Source organism: Terriglobales bacterium, from assembly GCA_035764005.1.
Classification (GTDB): domain Bacteria; phylum Acidobacteriota; class Terriglobia; order Terriglobales; family Acidobacteriaceae; genus Gp1-AA112.
In genome coordinates, this window is sequence record DASTZZ010000099.1 from 21,909 (window position 1) to 44,914 (window position 23,006).

The window sequence follows — 23,006 nt, forward strand, 5'->3', positions numbered from 1 at the left end:
TCCCCTTCCGACTTCGTGGCCTTGTTTTCACTCCGGTTATCGCAGGCTCTCCATTACTTCGTCCAGGACGCGCTTTGGCGGGCGCAAAGCCTCTTGAGGCATGTGGGCAAGCGGCGTATCGGTCATGTGCAGCAGGTCGACGAAGTTCGGTTTTTGCGTATCGACGTAGAAAACGCCGGTGAGGACTTCGCCTTTTTCGTGCGCTTCCAGTAACGACTCGACGGCTTTGATCTTGTTGGTCGGGTCATAGCCTTCGTGCAGCTTACGCAGCCGGAGATGCGAGCCGTCGTGCATACGCACGTCGAAGGTTGTGCCGGGATCGTACTCAACAGAGATGTCTTCGAAATGCGGGACAAATCCAGCTTCGGAGATAGCCTCCTCGTGCTCCTGCACGTATTTGTACGATTTGGTCGAGCCTTCATGGTCATTGAAAGTGACACACGGCGAGATCACGTCGAGCATGACCGTCCCCCGATGCGCTATGGCTGCCTTCAGCATAGTGAGCAACTGTTTCTTGTCGCCGGAGAAGGAACGCCCAACGAAAGTCGCACCCATCTGAATTGCCAGCGCGCACGTATCGATCGCGGGAAGATCGTTGATGACGCCGGTCTTCTGTTTCGATCCCAAATCCGCGGTGGCGGAGAACTGGCCCTTGGTAAGTCCGTACACGCCGTTGTCTTCGATGATGTAGATGATCGGTAGATTGCGGCGCATGAGATGGACGAACTGTCCCATGCCGATCGAAGCCGTATCCCCATCGCCGCTCACACCGAGCGAGAGCATGCTGCGATTCGCTAAAACGGCGCCGGTGGCGATGGACGGCATACGTCCATGCAGGGAGTTGAAGCTGTGCGCGCGGCTCACGAAGTATGCCGGCGTTTTTGACGAGCAGCCAATGCCGGAAAGCTTAAGTACACGCTCAGGCTTCACGCCCATCTCGTAGAGCGCATCGACGACGCGTTCCGAAATGGCATTATGCCCACAGCCGGCGCACAGCGTGGTCTTGCCGCCGCGATAGTCGAGCACCTGCAGGCCCAGGCGGTTTGTCTTTGGTGCGGGGATAGAGGTTGGAGTCGAGGCCATGAACTACTTACCTTCCTGAGAGATGATGTCGTCGGTCACGGAGCGTGCGTCGATCGGCAGCCCATTAAAATGCCGCACGCTGCGCAGCCGGGGAGTGTGCGACGGATTGATGTCGAGCTTCAGCAGGCTGAGCATCTGCGAGTCGCGATTTTGCTCCACGACGTACACGCGATCGTGCTTCTCGATGAACTCATGTACCTCGCGACTAAACGGGAACGCCCGAATGCGGAGGTAATCGACGTCGACACGATACTCGCGCTTGAGTTGGTCGTGGCTCTCGCGCACGGCGAAATCGCTGCTGCCATAGGCGATCACTCCGACTTTCGATCCGTTGTTTGCGACTACTTCGGGTCGCGGCACAATCGATCGCGCTGTCTCAAACTTGCGCGCCAGACGCTCCATATTGTTCTGATAGTCATCCGGACGCTCGCTGTACTGCGCCTTCTCGTTGTGTCCGGAGCCGCGCGTGAAGTAGGCCGCTGCAGGATGATCGGTACCGGGCAACGTGCGATAGGGTATGCCGTCGTTGTCTACATCTTTATAGCGGCCAAATCCACCGAGCCGGTTCAGGTCTTCGGCAGTAAGCACTTTGCCCCGGTTGAACGGTTTGTCCGGATACGGGAATGGAGCAGACATCCAGTTATTCATTCCCAAGTCGAGATCGGACAGCACAAAGACCGGAGTTTGCAACTGCTCGGCAACGTCGAAGGCTTCGCCAGCCATGGTGAAACACTCGGTCACGCTACCGGGAAAGAGCATGACGTTCTTGGTGTCGCCGTGGCCAAGGAAGGCGGTCGATAGAACATCGCCTTGCGAAGTTCGCGTGGGTAATCCCGTAGATGGGCCGACGCGCTGAATGTCGAAGATTACGCCGGGAATTTCCGCGTAGTAGCCCATTCCGGTGAATTCCGTCATGAGCGAGATGCCGGGCCCTGAGGTGGCGGTCATCGAGCGTGCACCTGCCCAGCCTGCGCCGAGGACCATACCGATGGCGGCGAGTTCATCTTCTGCCTGCACGATCGCGAAGGTCGCTTTGCCGTCCGGACCGATTCGGTACTTCTTCATGTAGTCGATCAATTGCTCGCAGACGGAAGACGAAGGCGTGATTGGATACCAGGTGACCACGGTTACGCCGGCGAACATGGCTCCGAGAGCGACGGCGGCGTTGCCGTCGATGATGACCTTGCCTTCGTTCTCGTTCATTTGCTCAACCCAGAGCGGGTCTTTCTTCGTGAGCGAGGCAGCGGCGTAGTCATAGCCCGCGCGTGCGGCGTTCATGTTTAGGTCAGCGGCTTTGATCTTCTTTGCGAATTGTTTGCGCAGAGCGGCTTCCACTTGCTTCATATCGATGCCAAGCAGTTGCGCCACTACGCCCACGTAGATCATGTTCTTGACCAGCTTGCGCAGCTTGGCCTCGGAGCAAACGCTCACGACGATCTTGTCGTATGGGACCGAATAAAAGATGAGGTCGGAGCGCAGCGCGTCAAGCTTGAGTGGCTCGTCGTACACGACGGCAGCGCCCGAGTCGAGCGACATCACGTCGTCCTTTGCGGTCTCCGGGTTCATCGCCACCAGCATGTCGATCTCTTTCTTGCGGGCGATGTAGCCGTGCTTGCTGCAGCGGATGGTGTACCAGGTAGGCAGGCCGGCGATGTTCGACGGGAAGAGGTTCTTGCCGGAAACCGGGATGCCCATGCGGAAGAGGCTGCGGAGCAGAACGGTATTGGCCGACTGCGATCCGGATCCGTTTACTGTTGCTACCTGAATGCTGAAGTCGTTGACGATGCGGTTCCGCTCAGAACCTTGTGCAAGGTCCTGAACGGCTAAGTCCCCTGATGCCATGAATAGTCCTTGAGCGATTAGTTCCGTACTGCGAGCAATCTGAGCAGTGGGAAAGGAAAATTATAGTGCCGTCGAGGGGTGAGAAGGAGCAACTTTCGTCTAATGGAAGCGGCAGGGGATTCGACGGACATGTCTGGGAGCTGAATAGCTCTTCTGGATCGTCATTCCGAACGCAGTGAGGAATCCCTACTGTACGCATGCATTCTGGGCACGGTAGGGATTCCTCGCTTTGCTCGGAATGACAAGGGCAATGACAAGGCCGAAGGATCGCTCCTTCGGCCGAGTGTTGAAGTTGAGGTTTCGATTTAGCTGGGCTTCTTCGCCGCAGCCGCTGGACGCCGGCGAGCCGGAGCCCTTCTCGCTGCTGGATGATCCGGGATCGGTTTGATCTTGTTCTCATCCACAGTCGGTTCGGTGCCCTGGTAAGTAGCGCCGGCCGGGACGATCCAGAACTCAGCGATCTTGCCTGCCGTCCCGCCCGAACGGGTTTCGATTCGATTCGGGTCGATGCCCTTGTCGTTCGTGAGGTAGAACTTTGCATCTACCGCGCGCTCGGCGGAGAGGTTCGGACGCTTCTCGGTCGGATCGGTCGAGCCGACAATGACGAGTTTTGAATCGGGTTCGCGCTGGAGACGGAGAGCCACGTCGTCGAGCACAGCTTTCGCGGTGTTATCGACGCGCCACGGCTTCGCTTTATTCGGGAACTCGATCTGATTGATTTTGCTCGCCTGCGGCGGCGGCGGTGGCGGCGGTGGCGGAGCCTCGACCGTCACAGTCGTTTGCGTGTTCGCGCTCAGGTTGCGGTCATCGGTTACTGTGCTTGTCACCGTAATTGGACCAGGCTGCGCGCCGGTGGTGTTGAGCGTAGCATTCGGTCCATTCGGCGTCAGGTTGCCGGAACTCGACTCGTGCTTGTAGGTCAGCGGACGATTGTCGGGGCTCTGGCCCTGGCAGCTAATCTGGACGCTATCGCCAGGACGAACCGTAGTCGGGTTGGCCGAGCAGGAGATCGTCGGCGGCTGGTTCTGCTTCACGCTGAACGTCGCGTTGCAGCTCGCGGTACCTTTCTTGCCGTCGCTGATGTTGGAGGTGACGGTGTACGAACCAGGCGCAAGTCCCGCCGTATCGACATTGACGGTCGCACCATTGCCGTTCACTTTTCCGCCGGTCGCGGTGTAGGTGTAGCTGAGCGTTCGCTTGGGATTAAATCCGGAAGGCTGAACAGTAATCTGGACTGGCTCGCCGGCCATCACTTCCGTTGGTTGTGCCGAGCAGGAGGCGGTCGGCGGAGCAGGAGGCGGACCGAGGGTTCCAAAGTGGAATACCAGACCGCCGCTGATTTTTACCGCGCCCATGTTGTCGCGGACGGAGCCAACGCCGGGGCCATTTACGAAACCAAAATTATGGTGGCCATATTCGTACTCAGCCTCAAAGAGACGAATCGAGAGCTTCTTGAATGCCTGCAAGTCGAAGCCCCCGCCACCTGTGAATCCAAATCCTATGGACTGACCGAATCCGCGGGCTTCTTCGTGATTAATTCCGAAGCTCGCGAGCCCGAACGGGGTAAGCCCTTCCAAGGGAATGCGGAAGGTTGGGCCGGCCGTGAGCGTATTGATGGTGTTGATATCGCCGAAGTGGTTGCCCGTCTCCACCACGCCGCCGAAGTACTTGTTGAACCAGTACGACGCCGCAACCGTGAAACCGGCGGGAATACCCTTATTCCCATTCACCGCTCCATTGGGACTCAGCCATGAGTACCCGGTGAAAACGTCCACTTTGGACGGCTGGTTCTCATCGGAGTATGTGCTGGGAGCGGGATTCGCGGGTGGTGCGGGAGCGGTCTGCGCCGCTGCATTATTTGACTGCGTCGCCGTCCCTTGATCAGATTGCTGCGCCGCCAACCCCACACACGCAGCAACGATTGCCAGCAATAGACGGCCTATAAAACTCGAAAAGCGAGGTGACATGCGCGTTTCCTCCAAAGAAACAACACGAGAACAGTTTCAAGAGAGACCGATACGGCAGATAGCGAGCCCGAGACCCCAGACTGAAACGGAAATTGTACAGCATCGTTTATCGTGCTGAAAAGCAAGCGGCTGTCCGGCAAAGCTTCTTTACAAAAAAGCCAGCGCCGCTTTGCGCCAACAATAAAACCAACAGTTCCAAAAAAGTTCTGCTAACCCCGACTGCGCCCCGAAGTCTATTCGCAGAGACAGGAGGTCTAGTTCGATGCTCCGAACAGGTACTCTGGTTGCACTCGCGTTGTTCTCATTTGGAACTCTCAGCGGCCGCGTCTACGCCAGCCACCACGGATTAAATGTCAACATCGACGGCAATGAGCCGATAACCACTTGCGATCAGATCCATGTGCGTCCCGACGACGGCGAAGTTGCGCGGTCGGAAGACCGGCTCAACCTGCCCGAGACTTCGTCCACAGTGCGCATCCGCGCAGCACAGAACGGCGGAATTTTTGTGTACGGAAGCGATCGCAAGGATTTTGCTGTGCTCAACTGCAAGCTTGCCATGGGCGACGAGCAGGCCACGGCGGAAAAGCGATTGCTGACTGTCAAGACTTCGTTCGAAGGCGGACAGCTGAGCGTGAGCGGACCCGAGGATGGCGATTGGACCTCGTACCTCATCGTGCAGGCGCCGCGTACCAGTTCACTGTCGCTGAGCGGATTGAATGGTCCGATTTCCTTTTCTGGAATGAGCGGCAAAGTCGAAGTGCAGAACACGAACGGTCCGCTGTCGATCAAAGACTCCTCGGGCGAGATCAGCGCTGATATCACAAACGGTCCTATCAGTTATGCCGGCAATTCGGGCGATGTCAGGCTGCGCGCCGAGAATGGCCCCATTGCCGTGAAGCTGGCCGGCACTTCCTGGAATGGGAAGGGGCTGGACGCCGCATCAACTAACGGTCCGCTGGCTCTCAAGGTGCCAAACAACTATATGTCCGGAGTGCTGGTCCAGACCCGAGGCTACTCGCCATTTCACTGCTCCGGCTGTGAATCGGCACGCAAGGATTTCGATGATGACAACAAGAGTGTCCAATTCGGAACTGGCCCCACGGTAGTCAGGCTTTCCACGGTGAACGGGCCAGTGTCGATCAATGAGAATGATCGCGATATGGAATAGCACGTCACGAGAGATACCTAGATAAACGTTTTCGCCGGGTCGGCTTTCTGTGCGTTTAAGATGTTTTCCCGTGAAACGCAATCGTCTGACTCGGCGACGCTTTCTTGAACTGGGGGCACTTTCGGTCGGAGCTGTTGGACTCCGCTCTCCTGCCTTATCAGCAGCCGCACAGGAAGGGATCTCGCTCATCTCTGATCCTGACGATCCAATTGCCGCGAGTCAGCCAGTGGCATGGGCTCGGCAGGAGTTAACCGCAGCCGTTTCCCAGGCCGGAACTTCCGTCCGGCAGTTTTCCTCCTTCGCTCAAGCGCCGCAATCGGACCACATCGTGGTTGCTGCAGGAGTTCGCTCTGCCCTTGTCGGAGAAGCCTTGAAGGAGGTAGGTGTGACTCCACCGACTGCGCCGGAATCTCTCGCTGTCGTGCAAGCGAAATATAAAGACCGCCCCATTCTGCTCGTCAGCGGAGCCGACGCGCGCGGAGTTATGTACGCGCTGCTCGAACTCGCTGACCGAATTCGACACGGCGAGAATCCAATCGGTGTTATTGCCGATCAGAAGACGCTCATAGAACAGCCCTTCAATGAGGTCCGCAGCATTGGGCGTCTGTTCGTTAGCGATGTGCAGGACAAACCCTGGTTCAACGATCGCGAAATGTGGCCGGCGTACTTTTCAATGCTGGCAACTCAGCGCATTAATCGCTTTAGTCTCAATCTGGGAATCGGCTTTGATTTTCTGCAGTATGTTACGGACTCGTATTTCCTCTTTGCTTATCCGTTTCTTCTACAAGTTCCCGGTTATGAAGTGCGTGCTGTGAATCTGCCCGACTCTGAGCGCGATCACAATCTCGAAATGCTGCAGTTCATCTCGCGCCAAGCGGTAGCTCACGGAATTGACTTTCAACTCGGCATCTGGACGCATGGCTACCAGTGGGCCGACACGCCGCAGTCCAACTACACCATTTCGGGACTTACTCCAGATAATCACGCTGCCTATTCCCGCGACGCGCTCGCCGCTTTGCTGAAGGCATGCCCTGATATCAGCGGCGTCACGCTCCGAACTCACGGCGAGAGCGGCGTGCGAGAAGGCAGCTATGACTTCTGGCGAACGGTATTCGACGGAGTTCCCAAATCAGGACGCCGCGTCGAGATCGATCTCCATCCTAAAGGCCTCGATCAGAAGATGATCGATTCGGCGCTGGCCACAGGCATGCCGGTTAGGCTCTCGCCAAAGTACTGGGCCGAGCACATGGGGCTGCCTTACCAGCAGACCGCGATTCGCGAATTGGAAATGCCACGGGAGGCGCCCAAGGATGGCACGTTCTTCGCGCTCAGCACAGGCTCGCGAATTTTCACGCGTTATGGCTACGCTGATTTCCTGCGCGAGGACCGCCCTTATAGCTTGATCTACCGCATCTGGCCGGGCACCCACCGGTTTTTGTTGTGGGGTGATCCGGTTTCGACGGCAGCGCACGCCCAAGCGTTCCAATTCTGCGGCAGCAATGGAGTGGAACTGTATGAGCCGTTGTCGTTCAAAGGCCGGCGCGGCTCCGGCCTGCCGGGAAGCCGCTGTGCTTATGCTGAAGCCTCGCTTAATCCAGACCGAGATTGGCAAAAGTATCTTTATACCTATCGTGTCTGGGGACGAATGCTTTACAACCCCAACGCCGATCCCGACGTTTGGCGCCGCGAGTTGCGAAAAGATTTCTCAGAGCGTGCCACGGCCGTCGAAGGTGCTTTGGGCGCCGCCACTCGTATCATTCCACTCATCACGACTGCGCATCTGCCGTCAGCCGCAAACGATACGTACGGTCCGGAGTTCTACACCAACCAATCGATCGTCGACGCGAACAAGTACTCTCCCTACGGAGATACTCCTGCTCCGAAAGTATTCGGCAACGTCAGCCCGCTCGATCCAGAACTGTTCGCGCGCACGAACGACTTCGCAGCCGAGCTTCTCAAAGGAGAGCATGGAGCGAAGTACAGTCCGATCGAAGTCGCGCAGTGGCTTGAGGATCTAGCCGCCCTCGCCGCGACACATCTGGCTGAAGCGGAGAAGGGAAGCGCTCGAAACACGCCGGAGCTCCGCCGGCTCTCGGCAGACGTGAAAATCCAAATTGGGATTGGAACATTCTTCGCCGCCAAACTCCGCGCGGCTACGCTGTACGCGATCTACGAGCAATCGGGCAGTCGCACTGCGCTGGAACACGCGGTGAGGATGTACAGCCAGGCGCGTGATACATGGAAAGGTTTCACCAATGACGCGACGGGGGTCTATGTGAAGGACATCACCTACGGTCCTCGCCCATATCAGCGCGGCCACTGGAGTGATCGTCTCGCCGCAATCGAAGAGGATGTTGTGGAAATGGCCAAGCGGCTCGAAGGAGCGTCGTCAACGACCAACAGTTCGGAGAACGTGAGCGCAGCCGTTGCCGAGGCACTTGGCCGGCCGCGCAGGGACGTAATTCAGTGCAACCACGTTCCTCCGCCGAACTTTGTCCCGAGACAGGAGCTGCCGATCGTCGTCACGATCGCACAGTCGCAGGTTCCCATTTCGGTCTTACTGCGCTACCGACATGTGAATCAGGCGGAGCGTTATCAGTCGCTCGAAATGCGGCTCAATGGTGAGAATCGCGAGGCGGCAATTCCAGCGAGCTATACAGACTCAGTGTTTCCAATTCAGTACTACTTTGAGTTAAGAACAAACCAGAGATCGTGGCTCTATCCGGGGCTCGGCATGCAGCTCAACAATCAGCCCTATTTCGTAGTGCGTTCCGGAAAGCTGCGGTCGAGCTAAGAGTAGTGCTGTGCTGGAGCCTGTCTACCACCCTGGAAGCAGCGTGAACTGCCACACGTGATCCTGCAGCGGACGATTGTGCGGCCGGGCGTAGCTGACCTCACCAACAGCAAAGCCAAGGATATTGAAGCGCAGGAATCCGCCAATGCTACTCACCGTTTTCGTTGGACCACCAGTGAAGCCCAGATCTTGCAGTTTGCCCCAGGCAACACCCGCGTCGTAGAACGGACCAATCTCCACCGGCGGTACTCCCGTTGTGTGTGGGATCAACCCCAAAGGACCGAGGAGTTCCGTCCGCAGCTCCGCGTTGGCTACGGCGATGCGGCTGCCTATGAGTTGATCGAACACAGGACAGTCCCCGGTTTGACTGAAGCTGGCGCCGCATTCGTTTGGCGAGATGGAATTGATGTTGTAGCCGCGCACGAACTCCGGATAACCAAGATAAAGAGGCTGCAGGCGCTGGTCCTCGGAATCGCCGCCGTAACGGCCGTAATGCAGCACCCGTCCGGCCAGAGATACTGAACGCGCCAGATGAAAGTAGCGGCGGTAGTCGAGCAGGAGATTGGAGAAGTTCAATGTGCCGCCGTTCACACCAGCCTGGAAGCGATAGCGCTGTCCAGCGATAGGACTCACGCCGGCGAATATCGACGTGTCATAGACTAGCGCCGCTGAGGTCGTGCCCTCGTTCAGTGCTCCCAAAGTGGGAATATCCTGCGTCTGACGAGCCAGCAAATTCCCAAACACGTCAAACACTTCAGTATCCGCCTGGGCTGCAAAGCCGATGTTCTCGTATCCGCCGCTGAACTCCAGCCGCTGCGCGCGGTTGAACGGATACTGCAGGTAGGCCGTTGCGGGCCGATTCTCCTGCCATGTAGTAATGACCTGCTGAAAAAAGATGGGAGTTCCGTCAGATGCAACTCCCTGCGCGACGCCAGCACTGCCACTGACGTACGGAACCTGTCCGCCGGTGAGTCCCCAGGTGAAACGATGGCGATTGTTTTCGTAGTTCACCAATCCGGTGAGATTGCGCACGAAGTTCTGCGTGCCGTTGTCGGTGATGGCTTCGCCGACGACGTTTACCTGGTGATAGTTCAGCATGTCGCTGAAATGAAGCTGTGTGCCGCCGCCAAAGCTGGTTCCGAAGGTGCTTTGACCGGCGAAAAAGCTGGGCGGCGCCACGTAGTCAAGACTGAGATGTGAATGGTAAGGCACGCTGCGGAAGTTCGCCGAGGCGACGAGACCTGTGCCTGCATCGCGCAGATACGCCTCGACATTGCTCTGCCGGCGCGCGTGAGGCGGCAGCAGCGCCGGAAGCAGGTCCGCGACTGCCTTTATTTCTCTCGTTGAAGGAGACTGCGGCGAATCGATGCGTTCGATGTGGAAGTCGCCTTTCACGAAGGCGCTGTACACAAGCGTGCCCGACTTTGCCGCGACCGTGAACGCGGGGCTCGTTCCAGTCACTCCGCTTACGCCGGTCTGGACATTTGTGACCTGCGCCGCCTCGCCTCCCGAAACGGGAACACGATAGAGGTTGGCGATCCCATTCGCGTTCGAGAGGAAGTAGACAGACGATCCATCGGGCGACCACTGCGGATTCATGCTGTCGCCGGTCTGCAATGTGGGAAGCTCGCGGATGTTCCCAGAGGCTACATCGAGCAGCGCGAGTCGATAGCGGCCCATGGCGAGATCGTCGAGTTGACTGGTGAAGCGATCGGTCGCGAAAGCAATCGTCCGACCGTCCGGCGACCACGCCGGCTGAAGATCGGCGTAAGCATCCTTCGTCAGTTGCTTCACCGCTCCAGTTTTCACATCAACCGTGAAAAGATCCGCGAGTCCCCCGACATTGGCTGAGATCGCAATCTGGCTGCCGTCGGGCGACCACGTCGGGTTCAGCACCTCGCCCAAGTGCGTGAAGGGAATGTGCCGCGTGATCTTGCCTTTCTGCACGTCGTAGATGGACAACTCGGCTTTACCGCCGGTGACGTTCGCGAATGCAAACTGGCGCCCATCGGAGTTCCATGCGCCTGCGGAGTTCACGAACTCAAGATTCACAAAGTGGGGGCTGATCGCAGTCGAGGTGATCTTGCGAAGTACGCTTCCCGTTTCGGCATCGGCTTCGTAGAGATCGATGGAGAAGAGCCCCTTCGCCGAAAAGAACATCAACTGCTTGCCGTCAGGACTGATCGCCGGACTTACGTTATAGGGGCCTCCGTGCTTCTTCGGAGAGATAAGCAGTCGTCCTTCTTCATCCGCGGGAGTCGTAGCTGCGAGGATCGGCCGCTCGGCATCGATCATTGCCGATTTCCATTGCTCAGAAAGCGCATCTTCGCCTTCATGCGCGACGGCTGCGATGGCAGCCTTTGCTCCACCGCGACTGGCAGCTCGCAGCATTTCCCCGACGGCGCGATCGCCGTACTTGCCGCCGACAAAAGCCCAGAATGCCTGGCCCCAGCGGTAGGGAAAATACTTGGGATTGTCGAGGTCCTTAATACGTGGAATTTTGTTTTCCTGCACTGCGTCGCGCAGCCACATCGCCGTGTTGGGGTCGACCGGACCAATCGACAGATACTCGGCCATGCCCTCAATAAACCAAAGCGGCAGGTTGGAAGCGGCAGGCATTTGCCCAAAAAGGGAAGAGCCTCTCTTCGTGATGTCGTACTGAAAAGCATGAACCAGTTCATGGCCGAGGACGTGATCGGTGTCGGAGAGAGGCCCGGCAAGAGGCATAACAACGCGTCGTCGCAGCGGCTCCGTTACGCCGCCAACGGACTCGCCGAGCATCTCAGGAATGACGGTCGTTCCTGAGAAGTCGGCATGATTCGCGTATACGATGACCGGCTGGCGCGATGAGAGCTGATGCCCAAGAATTCCCGACAGCCGCGTGTACCAGCGCTCGGCCATGCGTCCAACTTCGTCGATCGCAGGCTTTTCCTGATCGTAGTAATAGATGTCGAAGTGCTGCGTCTTCAGAACTTTGAAATCCAAGGTTCGATATCGAACCTGGTTTTGTCCGAAATACTCCTGTGCAATTAGAGATGGGCTGATTAGAAAAAGTACGGCCAGAAGAAGTCGGGCAAGCCACTCACGATCCATCTCATCCCCCGGGAACCTACTGCGAGTGCTAGAAGGGATGTGCTCGCAAAGAGCAATGTTGCACAGTTCTCAAGTGACAGTTTGTGCCATTTCGTTGCTGTTCACGCCATTCAGGACGTGAGCTGGACTGGCGCTCGCGCGTACTCATGAACCGCAGCCACAAGAATTTCGAATGGTCAATTCCGTAGGCAGCTTGATTCGGACCGACGTGCGGGGATTCTCTTTCTGGTCAAAGAGGAGTTCGGCCGAGCGTCGACCCAATAATGCGACTGGCTGTTTCACGACCGTCAAGCTCGGCGAGAATGCAGATGCGAGATCAAAGTCATCGAAGCAAGCTAAGGCAACATCTTTGGGAATTTGTAAGTTCTCTTCGCCTAGCAGGTGGAGGAGTCGGACCGTAGCCACGGAGTTAAGCGTAAAGATCGCTTCAGCTCCGTTCTTTCCCGATAAGAATCTATGCAGGGCAGGGTGCTCAATATCTTGCTCGATGCCCGCGATGAGTTCCATTCGCGCGCACCCAGCACGATCCACCGCTTCTCGATACCCGAGCAGACGCCGCGAGATCGTGTGAAGATGAGCCTTGGCTCCCACTGCAAGAATTCTTTTGTAGCCATGACCGAGGAGATGCTCGACCGCTAGGCGGGCACCCTCGCGGTTAGTGACCGCCACCGCGGGTATTTCCCTATTCGGAATCGGCTGATCGAAGGCGATGACCGGCAGGTTGTGTGTGTTGAGATTTGCCAGATATGCGCTGCGTTGATCCGCCGGCATAACGATCAGACCCTCGATCTGCCGGCGCAGCAAAATCTCAATCTGCGCCTGTTCCGTTTGCGGAGAACCATCCGAGCATGTCAATACGACTGTGTAGTTCCTTTCCCGCGCAACCTGCATGACGGCGTGAATGGCCGCGGCCGTGAACGGGTCGGAGATGTCGGGAACAATCATTCCGATAATGGACGAAGCGCGCGTCTTGAGGCCGCGCGCCAGCAGGTTCGGGTGGTAACCCAGACGGTCCATCACCGCGCGCACGCGCTCGGCAGTGACGTCACTCACATCGGGTTCGTTATTGAGGACGCGAGAGGCCGTCTTCAGGGATACTCCGGCGTATTTCGCGACGTCGACGAGTGTCGCCTTTCCATTCCTGCCATTCTGCAAATGCAATGCGATCTCCGGGAGCGAATGCTTCATCTTCCGACAACGTTGTCAAAGACACAAGCAAAAACCTTACTGTCGCATACAGCTTTTGTCGTAGGCGTTGATTTTCCGCAAGAAAATGCCGGAAATCGGGTTGACTATTGCGATTGGACCGTACTAACATCCGTCGCCTGCTGACCGACAACGTTGTCGGAGCAATATGAAGGCGGCCCCAAAACTCAGGAGAACGATTCAGGGCTGCCTTGCCCAAGGAGTTCTTCGATGAAAGCCCTTCGCCGTGCCTGCCTCCGCTTTTGCCCTCAGTTGCTTACCAGATTTCTCATTCACCGTTGTGCCGAGCTTGCAAGCGCTCTAAGCATGACGTTGATACTGGGCGGTCTCCTGATCGCTCAGGTGGCGCCCACAACCAGGCTTTCCGGCGAGGTAATGGACAGCTCCGGCGCATATGTCCCCGGCGCACAGGTCGATTTAATTATGTCGGGCACGCAAGCCGTGAGGCATGCTTCCACGAATGGCGAAGGCCGCTTCATCTTTGATCTCGTGCCTCCGGGCAGCTATGAGTTGAACGTTTCCGCAAACGGCTTCGCCACATTTCATCAGAGCGGCATTCAACTCGATGTAAACGTGCCGGCGGATCTAAAAGTGAAGCTGACGGTGCGCGGCGCGGTGCAGCAGGTAAATGTGATCGAGAACGCTCCCATGATCGACGCCGAATCGGGAACACTGCGCCAGGTGGTGAACGAGCGGTACATTCACGAGATGCCGCTGGAGGGCAGAAATGCGGCGGCGCTCGTATTCATGGCTCCGGGAACGGTGACCGGCAAGGGCACGGATAGAGCGGGCTATGCGAGCACCAGTGACACCATTGCAGTGTCGGTGAACGGCACATATGGCAATCAGGTGGCCTACAAGCTCGACGGCGCCACGCATGAAGACAACATCACGAACCTGAACGCGGCCTTTCCCAATCCGGACGCCTTGGCCGAGTTCAGCGTCGAAACCAATAACTTCGACGCGCGCTACGGCGGCTCCGGCGGCGCAGTGGTAAACATCGTTACCAAATCGGGAACAAACTCTCTTCACGGATCCCTCTTCGAGTACCTTCGCAATGGCGCCCTGAACGCGACTAATTATTTCGCATCACAGAAAGACGCTCTGAAGCGTAACCAGTTCGGCGGTTCAATCGGCGGCCCGATCATTCATGACAAGCTTTTCTACTTCGGTTCCTACCAGGGCACGACTATCGCCAGTACGTCCAACGCGAACACCGCATTTGTTCCTACCGACGCCGAGCGACGCGGGGATTTTTCTGCCATCAAGAAACAACTCGTGGATCCGTTCACAAAGACCCCATTTGCCGGCAATCAGGTGCCGGTATCGAGTTTCGCGAGTGCGCTATTCAGCAAAGTTCCGACCTCAGCTGATCCGACAGGAAAGCTTCTCTACGCAGTTCCAACAGAGACTCGCAATCACCAGGGCTTGGCAAAGCTGGACTACAACGCTGGTAAGCATCAGCTTTCCGGAAGTTTCTTTTACGTGCACTACAGTGATCCCGGTTGGAACGCGAACAATACTCTGCTGAACTACAAGATTGGCCAGCTCCAGACGACTAAAGAATTTAAGGTCAGCGATACCTGGACCCTGAGTTCGAGCCTGCTGAATTCCGTCACCTTTGACGGTCTGAACCTCGATTCCATTCAGACGGGCACTGCTCCGTTTTCGATTTTTGATTTTGCCAACATCAATGCGAGCAAGCCTGCCCAGCAATTCCTTGAGACTGGTTTGTCGGTAACTGGATTCTCCGGTTGGGGATCCGGCGGTTCGCAGCCTCCGGGTGAATGGATACGCGGCAACTATGAAGTGTCTGATGTCGTCACCTGGGTTCGTGGGAACCATATGATGCACATGGGAGCTACATACGACCCTTATCAAAAGTTCGATTCCAAAACGGGATTTCAGGAAGATCCGGTATTGAAGTTTGACGGCTCGGGCTCGGGCAATGCCCTCGTCGATCTGATGACTGGATATGTAAGTTCGTTCACACAGACCGCAGGCAAAGCGAAGTTTACCCGCGGTCCGCAAATCAGCACGTTCTTCCAGGATACCTGGCGCGTTTCTCAGAGACTCTCTCTTGATCTCGGCCTACGTTGGGAGCCGTTTCTTCCTTACACTGATCCAGTCGAAAATCAGGTGGGTGGTTTCATTCCGGGATTTAAGTCGCAAAGATTCCCGAATGCGCCAGTTGGGCTTGCCTTCGCGGGCGATCCCGGATTCCCCGACGGCGGTGTATTCGCAGACACCAACAACTTTGCGCCGCGTCTCGGATTCTCTTACGCAGCGCGTCAGGGCCAGCATCCCACGACGATTCGTGGCGGATGGGGAATGTTCTACATCATGCCTTTCATGAAGCTATACAACAACTTTGTGCAGAACGCTCCCTTCAGTCCGTCGGTGACTCTGTTCGGCACGAATCTCTTCGATCCCTACACCAGCGCCGGTGTTACCAATCCGTTTCCGCCGTTTGCTCCCGTACACGCCGACGCCAACTCTCAGTTCGTGCTACCCCAGCAATATCAGTATTTCAATACGCACTGGGGACTTGGCCACACCAACGCTTTCAATCTCACGGTCGAGCAGCAGTTAGCCTCTGACCTGGTATTTCGCGCAGCTTACGTGGGAACACAAGGACGTGATCTTCAGTACTTTCAGGAACGGAATCCCGCGATCTACCAAACCGGCGCGACAGTCAGCAATACCAATGCGCGTCGCTCGTTGGCTCCAACTTATGCCTCGTTGATGGAGATGACCAACGATGGCGTCTCCAACTATCACTCCTTGCAGTTAACTCTAGAGAAGCGCTTTAGTTCACGATTCTCTTTGATCTCTAACTACACTTATTCGAAGTCATTGGATAATCAATCGGTAGACAATCAGTTCACGGTGTCTGACCCTGACCCGTTTGATTCACACTTCAATTACGGCCGTTCCGACTTTGACACTCCTCACAACCTTTCCATTTGGGGAATCTACGATCTCCCGACATTGAATGCTGCGCCGTGGCTCGTCCGCGCGGTGGCAGGTGGATGGGAGACCGCTGGTGCATTCGCCTGGCGGAGCGGCACGCCGTTCACGGTCGTCTCTGGACAGGATCGCTCGTTCAGCGGTGTTAACCAGGACCGCGCCGATCTAGTGGGCGATCCGATTCTCTCCGGAGATCGTTCACGCGCAGCCACGATCGCTCAGTATTTCAATACGGCTGCTTTCGCACTCAACGCCATTGGAACGTTTGGAGACTCTCCTCGGAACCTGCTTCGCGGCCCCGGCTTCTTTAATCTCGATTGGTCGGTGCAGAAGTCGTTTGGTGAGACTCGCAAGACATCCATCCGCGCTGACTTCTTCAACGTGTTCAACAACGTCCACCTAAATGCGCCGGGAGCGAACGTGAGCAGCGCATCCACCTTTGGGAAAATTACTTCGGCCGGAGATCCGAGAATTCTTCAACTTGCCTTGAGGTACCAATTCTGAAGATCTTGGAGAAACTCAAAGGCTTCCTTCTGATCGGTGTTCTGCTGGCGTGCCATTTTGCGCACGCCAGCGGCCCGCAATTCTTCGTGAATATGTCCGATCCGCAAATGGGAATGTTCGCGAAAAATCAGGACACGTTGCAGGAGCAGGCAAACCTCAGCTTCGTGGTCGCCAGCATCAACCGCTTGCGGCCTGCTTTCGTGGTGGTGTGCGGCGACCTCGTAAATCGCACTGCCGACGCGGAACAGATCAGCCAGTACAAACGCATCATCGGCGAGGTTGATTCTCATATTCCTGTTTATAACGTGGCAGGGAACCACGATGTCGGAAATCAACCGACGCCGGAAACTCTGGCGCAGTATCGAAAGAGTTTTGGGCGCGACTATTACACCTTCGATTCCGGCGACGTTCGCGGGATCGTGCTCGATTCAAACTTGATCGCCAGCCCGAAGAATGTGCCGCAGGAGTCCCAGCAACAAGAGCAATGGTTAGTTACCGAACTGCAGCGGGCGCGCCGCGAAGGGGTGAAGCACATCTTCATCTTCCAGCACATTCCATATTTTCTGGAGCGAGCCGATGAGCCGGACCAGTACTTCAATATCCCGCTCACGATCCGGCGCCACTACCTCGAACTGTTTCACCAATACGGCGTCGAAGCTATCTTCGCCGGTCACTACCACCGCAACGCGTCGGGAACTGACGGGAACCTAGAGATGATCACCACGGGAGCAGTAGGCGTGCCCATGGGCGGAAGCCAATCTGGATTTCGCCTCGTTCGCATCGGGTCGGCAGTTGAGAGCAATTTTTACGATCTCGGAGCAATTCCCCACACGATCGATCCAGCAGCAAGCCTGCCACCATGCGTAGGTTGCGCTCGATAGTTTCCGACTTCACAGGCTGCGGAGAAAGGCGGCGCGACGAGGCAACGGAACCGGCGCCGATAGGCGCTGGGGCAGCCGCGTGTGTTGCGGCTGTGTTTCTGCGCAATTGCTGGCAGTATCATCGCATTCGGAGTTCGCCTTCCGGCGCCCTCCGACCCCCCGGCTACCGCCGGCGGTTCTGTTTGGCGTTTTTCGCAGCCCGTTCAGCCAGCGGCTCCAGCAGGAGTACCATTTCGACCATGAATCGCCTGCTGCTTGCTTGTGTCATCTGCGCGTCCTTTGCGGCGGTCGCCCAGTCCAAGTCGAAGGATGTTGACCTCACCGTATCCGACGGCACTCATTTGAAAGCGACGTTCTACCCCGCCACTGCAAACGCGAAGTCCGCTCCCGCTGTGATGTTGCTGCATATGTGCAACACCGATCGCACGTCGTGGACGCCGGTAGCCGAGCAACTCGCCGCAACCGGCATCAGCGCACTCACCATCGATAATCGCGGCTTTGGCGAGAGTGGCGGGCCGCGCTTTCAGGATGCCACTCCGGAAGTGCAGCGAGAGGTCCGCGACAAATGGCCCGGTGATTTCGATACCGCGTTCAACTGGCTGCTCTCGCGACCTGGTGTAGACAAGAATCGACTCGGTGCAGGCGGAGGTTCATGCGGCGTGAATAATGTTGTGAAGCTCGCCAGCCGCCACGGAGAGATTCGATCTCTGGTGCTTCTGGCGGGACCGGTCGATCCTGGCGCATTAACTTACCTGCAGCAGAATGCCTGGATCCCACTCTTCACTTCGGCGGCCGCCGATGACGAATACATGAGCGACGCGCCGCAGCTCATGAAGTGGTTCGCTGAACTCAATGGAAATCCTCGAAACAAGTTCGTCGGCTTCAAAGATGGACGCCACGGCACCGAGATCTTTGGACCACATCCTGAACTACCGAAGCAGATCGTCGCGTTCTATGTGGACACCCTGGAAAAGAAGCCCGCGAACGCAAATGCGAAGTTCACGCCCAGGCCAACGGCGGCCTCACAATTCTGGGCAGCAGCCTCCGAACCCGGCGGCGCTGCACGTGCCGCGCAGATCTTTCACGAGACGCGCAAACGCGATCCAAATGCATTCGTTTTTCCAGAACCAATGCTGAACGTGCTTGCCTACGAGCGGCTGCAGGCGGGCGGAGTCCACGTCGCTGGCTTTAATCTGCCCACTCAGAAGCCCGCGTCTCCTTCTGCCCGGGATGTAGCTCAAGCGAAGTCTGATGCGCTCACGCTGTTTAAGCTGAACGCAGAAGCCTATCCAGAATCGGCGAACGCGCAGGACAGCCTCGCCGACGCGTATGTCCTCAACGGCCAAAAAGCGGAAGCGCTCGCAGCGGAGCAGAAATGCCTGGAGCTATTGCCGAACGACAAAAGCAATGATCAATTCAAAGCGCAACTGCGTCAGGCCGCAGAAGAGAAAATCGTGAAGCTGAAAGGCTCGAAGGGAGATTAGTAGGACGCCTTAGTGAGCGGCGGACTGCTTTGCCAATTCCGAACGGAAAGCCTCTTCCTTTTCCGAAACGAAACTTTTATATCCCTCAGGATCGATGAACGGATTCGCCCCGCCGGTCTTCAGCTTCGCGAACTTCTCTTCCATGTTGTAGTAGGCGCCGTGCGCGCCGAGGAAGATATCGCAGGGCAATTGGTTGAGCACGCGGAACATCTTCTCGTAATCCGCGGCAATAGTTGGATACTTCGCGTTATTCACCAGCTTGTATCCCGGATTCACGTTCGGACTTCCGACGATCACCACGTTGTAAGTCTTGCCGCCATCGTTGACCTTCAGCGTCCAGGTGGTGCAGCCCTTCGTGTGTCCTGGCGTGAGATGCGCCGTCAACACAACGCCGCCGAGCGTGACCTGATCGCCATCGTGCAGAATGCGATCGACCTTCGCCGGCGGATACAGCATGCTCGCATTATTCCCATATTGGAAATCGGTCTTGCCGCCTGACTCGACCACCGGCACGTCAGCGTCCATCACCATGTACCGTGCGCCCGTGAGCTTCTTCAAATCCGCACTGCCGGCGTCGTGGTCCCAATGCGCGTGGCTGATGAGCAAAATCTTTACGTCGGAGAAATGAAATCCGAGCTTCTCGACGCTCTCGCGAATCTGCGGCGCAGAGCTGACCAGGTTGCTATTGATGAGGATGTGCCCCTTCGGCGTCGTGATCAGATAAGACGCCAGCCCGCGACTGCCGACGTAATACACGTTGTCGGCGATCTTGAATGCAGGAAAAGGCTCCGTCCACGTGGGGTCGGCCTGAGCCAGCAAACTTGCGGCGAGAAGAAGGGGAAAGGACAACCACGCAACTCGTCGCAACCAACGCGCTGAACACTGAAGCATGGCCGAGCATTATACGCAGCGAGAGAGGTGAACCCACACCGCGGTTCCCGATGTATCCTCATTCGTCACTGATAGGGAGATAGTCATGATGCCTCGCAAGTCAGCGCTTTGCTGTGCACTTTTCGTTGGAGCCCTTGCTGGGAGAATATGGGCCCAGAACACTACGACCAACACGCCGCCAATCATCGACGTTCACGTGCACGCGATGGACGAGTCCTTTCCCGGCGGTCCCATGTGCCCAAATGAGTCGAAGTTCTTGGCCTCGGATCCTGCCACGAAGGAAGGTCCGATCGGATGGAGCCAGGAGGAATGCACGCCCAAGCTATATCCCGCGGCCAAAGGCGAGTACATCAAAGATGTGGTCGCGGAGATGGAACGACTCAACGTAACTGCTGTAGTCTTCGGCGATCCCAAAAGCGTACAGAAGTGGAAGGACGCGGCGCCCGGCCGCGTGATTCCCGGAACCAGCTTCAGTGATCCAATGGCGCCGAGTAAGCGTATCGCGCTCCCCGAATTGCGCAAGGACTTCACTCAGGACGGTTTCAAAGTCATGGGCGAAATCGGACTACAGTACGAAGGTCTGTCGCCGAGCGATCTTTCGGTCGACCAGTATTTCGCGCTGGCCGAGGAACTCGACGTGCCGGTTGCGATCCATATGGGCACCGGCGGATCAGGCCGCGCGAACATCACCTCCCCGAAGTTTCGCGGGTCAATGGGCAATCCACTGCTGCTCGAAGACCTGCTCGCACGCCATCCGAAACTGCGCGTGCAAGTCATGCATGCCGGCTATCCGATGATCGACAATATGCTGACCCTGCTGCAGGCAAACTCACACGTGTACGTCGATGTGGCCGGACTGATCTGGAGCTATCCGCTGAAAGAAGTGAATCGCTACATTCAGCGTCTGGTCGAAGCAGGATTCGAGGACAGGGTGATGTACGGCACCGACCAACTACAGTGGCCAAAGCTGATGGCATATTCGATCAGCATCATCCAGAACGCCGACTACCTCAGTCCCGAACAGAAACGCGACATTCTGTACAACAATGCTGTGCGGTTTCTGAGGCTGGATGTGAAGCCCAAATAAAGCTGCTGCGGGCGAGGTTTTCCCTCCGACAGAGTGGATGAAAGAGGTATGAAGCGAAGCTGCTCGGTAATGTTGGCGTTGCTGCTCTTGTTCGGCGCAAAGAGCGTGATCGCCGCGATACGATTTGAATTGCTCGATCGCAATACGGTGCTTACCCGACTGCGCTCCTGCCCGAAAAATGATGTAGACCGGCAGGCCCAGCTCGCGGCTTACTTTGCTGAGGTTGGCTGTACCGGGCCGGCACTCACTCTCGATGCGGCGCGGCATTCAAAATTTGCCAATGTAATTTGCACGCTTCCGGGTAGTTCGATCGAAAAGATTATTGTCGGCGCGCACTTTGATCATGCGGAGCGGGGCTCGGGCGCTGTCGACAACTGGAGCGGAGCATCGCTTCTGCCCTCGCTGTACCAGGCGCTCGCCGCGACTCCGCGGAAGCACAGATTCATCTTCGTTGGTTTCTGGGGAGAGGAACGCGGGCTGCTCGGATCTCAGCAGTACGTTCGCAAGCTAGGGAAAGAGGATCTTGCGAGCATCGATGCCATGGTGAACATGGATACGTTCGCTGCAGGGCCGACCGAATTTTGGGTCGGCCATTCCGATCCAATGCTGGAGAATGCGGCAGTCGCAGTGGCTTCTACGATGAAGCTGCCCATCGAAGGCCTCAAATTGGAACACGTGAGCACCGACTCCGAAACATTTCGAGGAAAGAAGATTCCAAGCATTGAATTTTGTGCGTTAACGCAAGCGACGCGGAATCTGCTGCACTCACCAGAGGACCAGGTTTCCCAAATCAACCAAGACGACTACTACAACGCTTATCACCTGCTGGCCGCCTATCTTGCTTACATAGATGACGTTGTGCCAAGCCGCACAGCGGAGACGAAATGAATTGGTCGCTCTCCCGCGCGACGACCTTCCTCTAACGTTTTGTTTACTGACCCAGCGCCGCAGAATGTCCCGCCGCGACCGAAAGATTCGGCCGCGCAGTCGAAGACGGTATCGCTCGGGCGATCACCAGCAGCGTTCCGGCGAATAGCAGAGTATCGAAGACGAAGTTGATGCCAGTAATGTATTGCGATACGTCCTTGGCCAGGAAAAGATCGGGACCGAAGAGAGCTATGGCAAGAAACGTCATCACCGCGCCCGCACTGGTGGTTGCGAGTCTGGCTCGGTTCTTGAACAGCATGGCGATTCCGAGGGCAGCCAGAATGATGCCGACGAGATAGGCGAACACATGCGGGGCAGGGACCCAGGCTGGTGTCGGACGGCTATCAGGCACGCCGGGCGAAAATTCCGGATGAACGAAATGATGCAGGCCAAAGACAATGACAGCGACTGCGCTCCAAAATCGGGCGATCGTTGCTAGCGTCCCCGCCCGTTGCGGCCAGCGCTCCCTCACCTCATATGCATACAGAGCAACCGCGCCAATCCCAAATGTGGAATCCCGAAGCGAGATCATCCAAAACAGGCGGTTTGTGGGCTGCAGGATTACTCCTCGAAGATGCAGCAGCACAACGAAGAGACCGAACATAATAGCCAGGCAGATCGCGGACCAGCGGATGTATTTTCTGGCGACAATACTCAGTGCGGCACTGACGTGGGCCGCGCCGACAAAATATGCGATGAAGACGCGGTCCGGCATCCATTTCGGGACGAGTCGCGCCAGGTCTTTGGCATCGGCAAAGTGCTCTCCTCCGAACGCCGCCAGCGATGCGGCCACAAATACCGGCCCGAGCGCAGCGAAAATCAATCCATCTTGCGAGGAACTGGACGCGAGATCGCGCCGGTAAGTCCAGAGTCCGGCGGCTAAGAAGCCGCCTCCCAGGACAGAGGGCCAGAACTCGAGTGGAGCAATCACATGCACCTCGAAGCTGCCGATTTTAGCTGTGTTGCGGCTCGGCAACGACAAAAAAGGATGAAAAAAGCAGAAAAGGGGACTGGGTCGAATAGCAAGAAAGGAGTGAGTGATGCCCCATCAATCCCAATATGGGATTGCGCCTTCTTTCGTCGTAGCCTTTCGCCGAAAGCAATGATGC

General features: G+C 56.9%; 14 protein-coding genes. 7 read left to right on the forward strand and 7 right to left on the reverse strand.

Annotated elements, in window-relative coordinates; translation table 11 throughout:
• Positions 1-36: 36 nt before the first annotated feature.
• The 3 genes from VFU50_16115 to VFU50_16125 form a co-directional block, all read right to left on the reverse strand.
• A complete protein-coding gene (locus VFU50_16115; protein HEU5234387.1) occupies positions 37-1,083 on the reverse strand; it encodes a 2-oxoacid:ferredoxin oxidoreductase subunit beta in 1,047 nt (348 codons plus the stop codon).
• Positions 1,084-1,086: 3 nt separating this feature from the next.
• Positions 1,087-2,925 (reverse strand): 2-oxoacid:acceptor oxidoreductase subunit alpha, encoded by a 1,839-nt coding sequence (locus tag VFU50_16120; GenBank protein HEU5234388.1) that lies wholly within the window; start codon positions 2,923-2,925, stop codon positions 1,087-1,089.
• A gap of 305 nt (positions 2,926-3,230) precedes the next feature.
• Positions 3,231-4,892 carry an OmpA family protein gene (locus tag VFU50_16125; GenBank protein HEU5234389.1) on the reverse strand — a complete coding sequence of 554 codons (1,662 nt, stop codon included), beginning with the start codon at positions 4,890-4,892 and terminating at the stop codon, positions 3,231-3,233.
• Positions 4,893-5,154: 262 nt separating this feature from the next.
• On the opposite strand from VFU50_16125, the gene VFU50_16130 reads away from it, so the two are divergent.
• Both VFU50_16130 and VFU50_16135 read left to right on the forward strand, forming a co-directional pair.
• Positions 5,155-6,060: a hypothetical protein gene (locus VFU50_16130; GenBank protein HEU5234390.1), complete on the forward strand. Its 906-nt coding sequence runs from the start codon at positions 5,155-5,157 to the stop codon at positions 6,058-6,060.
• Positions 6,061-6,130: 70 nt separating this feature from the next.
• Positions 6,131-8,854: a hypothetical protein gene (locus tag VFU50_16135; protein ID HEU5234391.1), complete on the forward strand. Its 2,724-nt coding sequence runs from the start codon at positions 6,131-6,133 to the stop codon at positions 8,852-8,854.
• Between the two features lie 24 nt (positions 8,855-8,878).
• Here the strand turns inward: VFU50_16135 and VFU50_16140 are convergent, their stop codons facing one another.
• Together VFU50_16140 and VFU50_16145 are read right to left on the reverse strand one after the other, a co-directional pair.
• A complete protein-coding gene (locus VFU50_16140) occupies positions 8,879-11,947 on the reverse strand; it encodes a hypothetical protein (protein HEU5234392.1) in 3,069 nt (1,022 codons plus the stop codon).
• A gap of 144 nt (positions 11,948-12,091) precedes the next feature.
• Positions 12,092-13,135: a LacI family DNA-binding transcriptional regulator gene (locus VFU50_16145; GenBank protein HEU5234393.1), complete on the reverse strand. Its 1,044-nt coding sequence runs from the start codon at positions 13,133-13,135 to the stop codon at positions 12,092-12,094.
• 324 nt (positions 13,136-13,459) lie between these two features.
• Here VFU50_16145 and VFU50_16150 point away from each other — a divergent pair, with 324 nt between their 5' ends.
• The 3 genes from VFU50_16150 (at position 13,460) to VFU50_16160 (ending at position 18,992) form a co-directional block, all read left to right on the forward strand.
• A complete protein-coding gene (locus VFU50_16150) occupies positions 13,460-16,627 on the forward strand; it encodes a carboxypeptidase regulatory-like domain-containing protein (GenBank protein ID HEU5234394.1) in 3,168 nt (1,055 codons plus the stop codon).
• A gap of 5 nt (positions 16,628-16,632) precedes the next feature.
• Positions 16,633-17,508, forward strand: coding sequence for a metallophosphoesterase (locus tag VFU50_16155; GenBank protein HEU5234395.1), 876 nt, complete (start codon positions 16,633-16,635; stop codon positions 17,506-17,508).
• Between the two features lie 239 nt (positions 17,509-17,747).
• Complete coding sequence (locus VFU50_16160; protein HEU5234396.1) at positions 17,748-18,992, forward strand: acyl-CoA thioester hydrolase/BAAT C-terminal domain-containing protein; 1,245 nt, start codon at positions 17,748-17,750, stop codon at positions 18,990-18,992.
• Positions 18,993-19,001: 9 nt separating this feature from the next.
• Here VFU50_16160 and bla read toward each other — a convergent pair whose 3' ends face one another.
• Complete coding sequence (gene bla, locus VFU50_16165; protein ID HEU5234397.1) at positions 19,002-19,841, reverse strand: subclass B3 metallo-beta-lactamase; 840 nt, start codon at positions 19,839-19,841, stop codon at positions 19,002-19,004.
• Positions 19,842-19,968: 127 nt separating this feature from the next.
• Between bla and VFU50_16170 the strand changes: the two genes are divergently transcribed.
• Positions 19,969-20,970, forward strand: a complete 1,002-nt coding sequence (locus VFU50_16170; GenBank protein HEU5234398.1) for an amidohydrolase family protein — start codon at positions 19,969-19,971, stop codon at positions 20,968-20,970.
• Between the two features lie 48 nt (positions 20,971-21,018).
• Complete coding sequence (locus tag VFU50_16175) at positions 21,019-21,858, forward strand: M28 family peptidase (GenBank protein ID HEU5234399.1); 840 nt, start codon at positions 21,019-21,021, stop codon at positions 21,856-21,858.
• Positions 21,859-21,901: 43 nt separating this feature from the next.
• Here the strand turns inward: VFU50_16175 and VFU50_16180 are convergent, their stop codons facing one another.
• A complete protein-coding gene (locus VFU50_16180; GenBank protein HEU5234400.1) occupies positions 21,902-22,879 on the reverse strand; it encodes a hypothetical protein in 978 nt (325 codons plus the stop codon).
• Between the last annotated feature and the right edge of the window lie 127 nt (positions 22,880-23,006).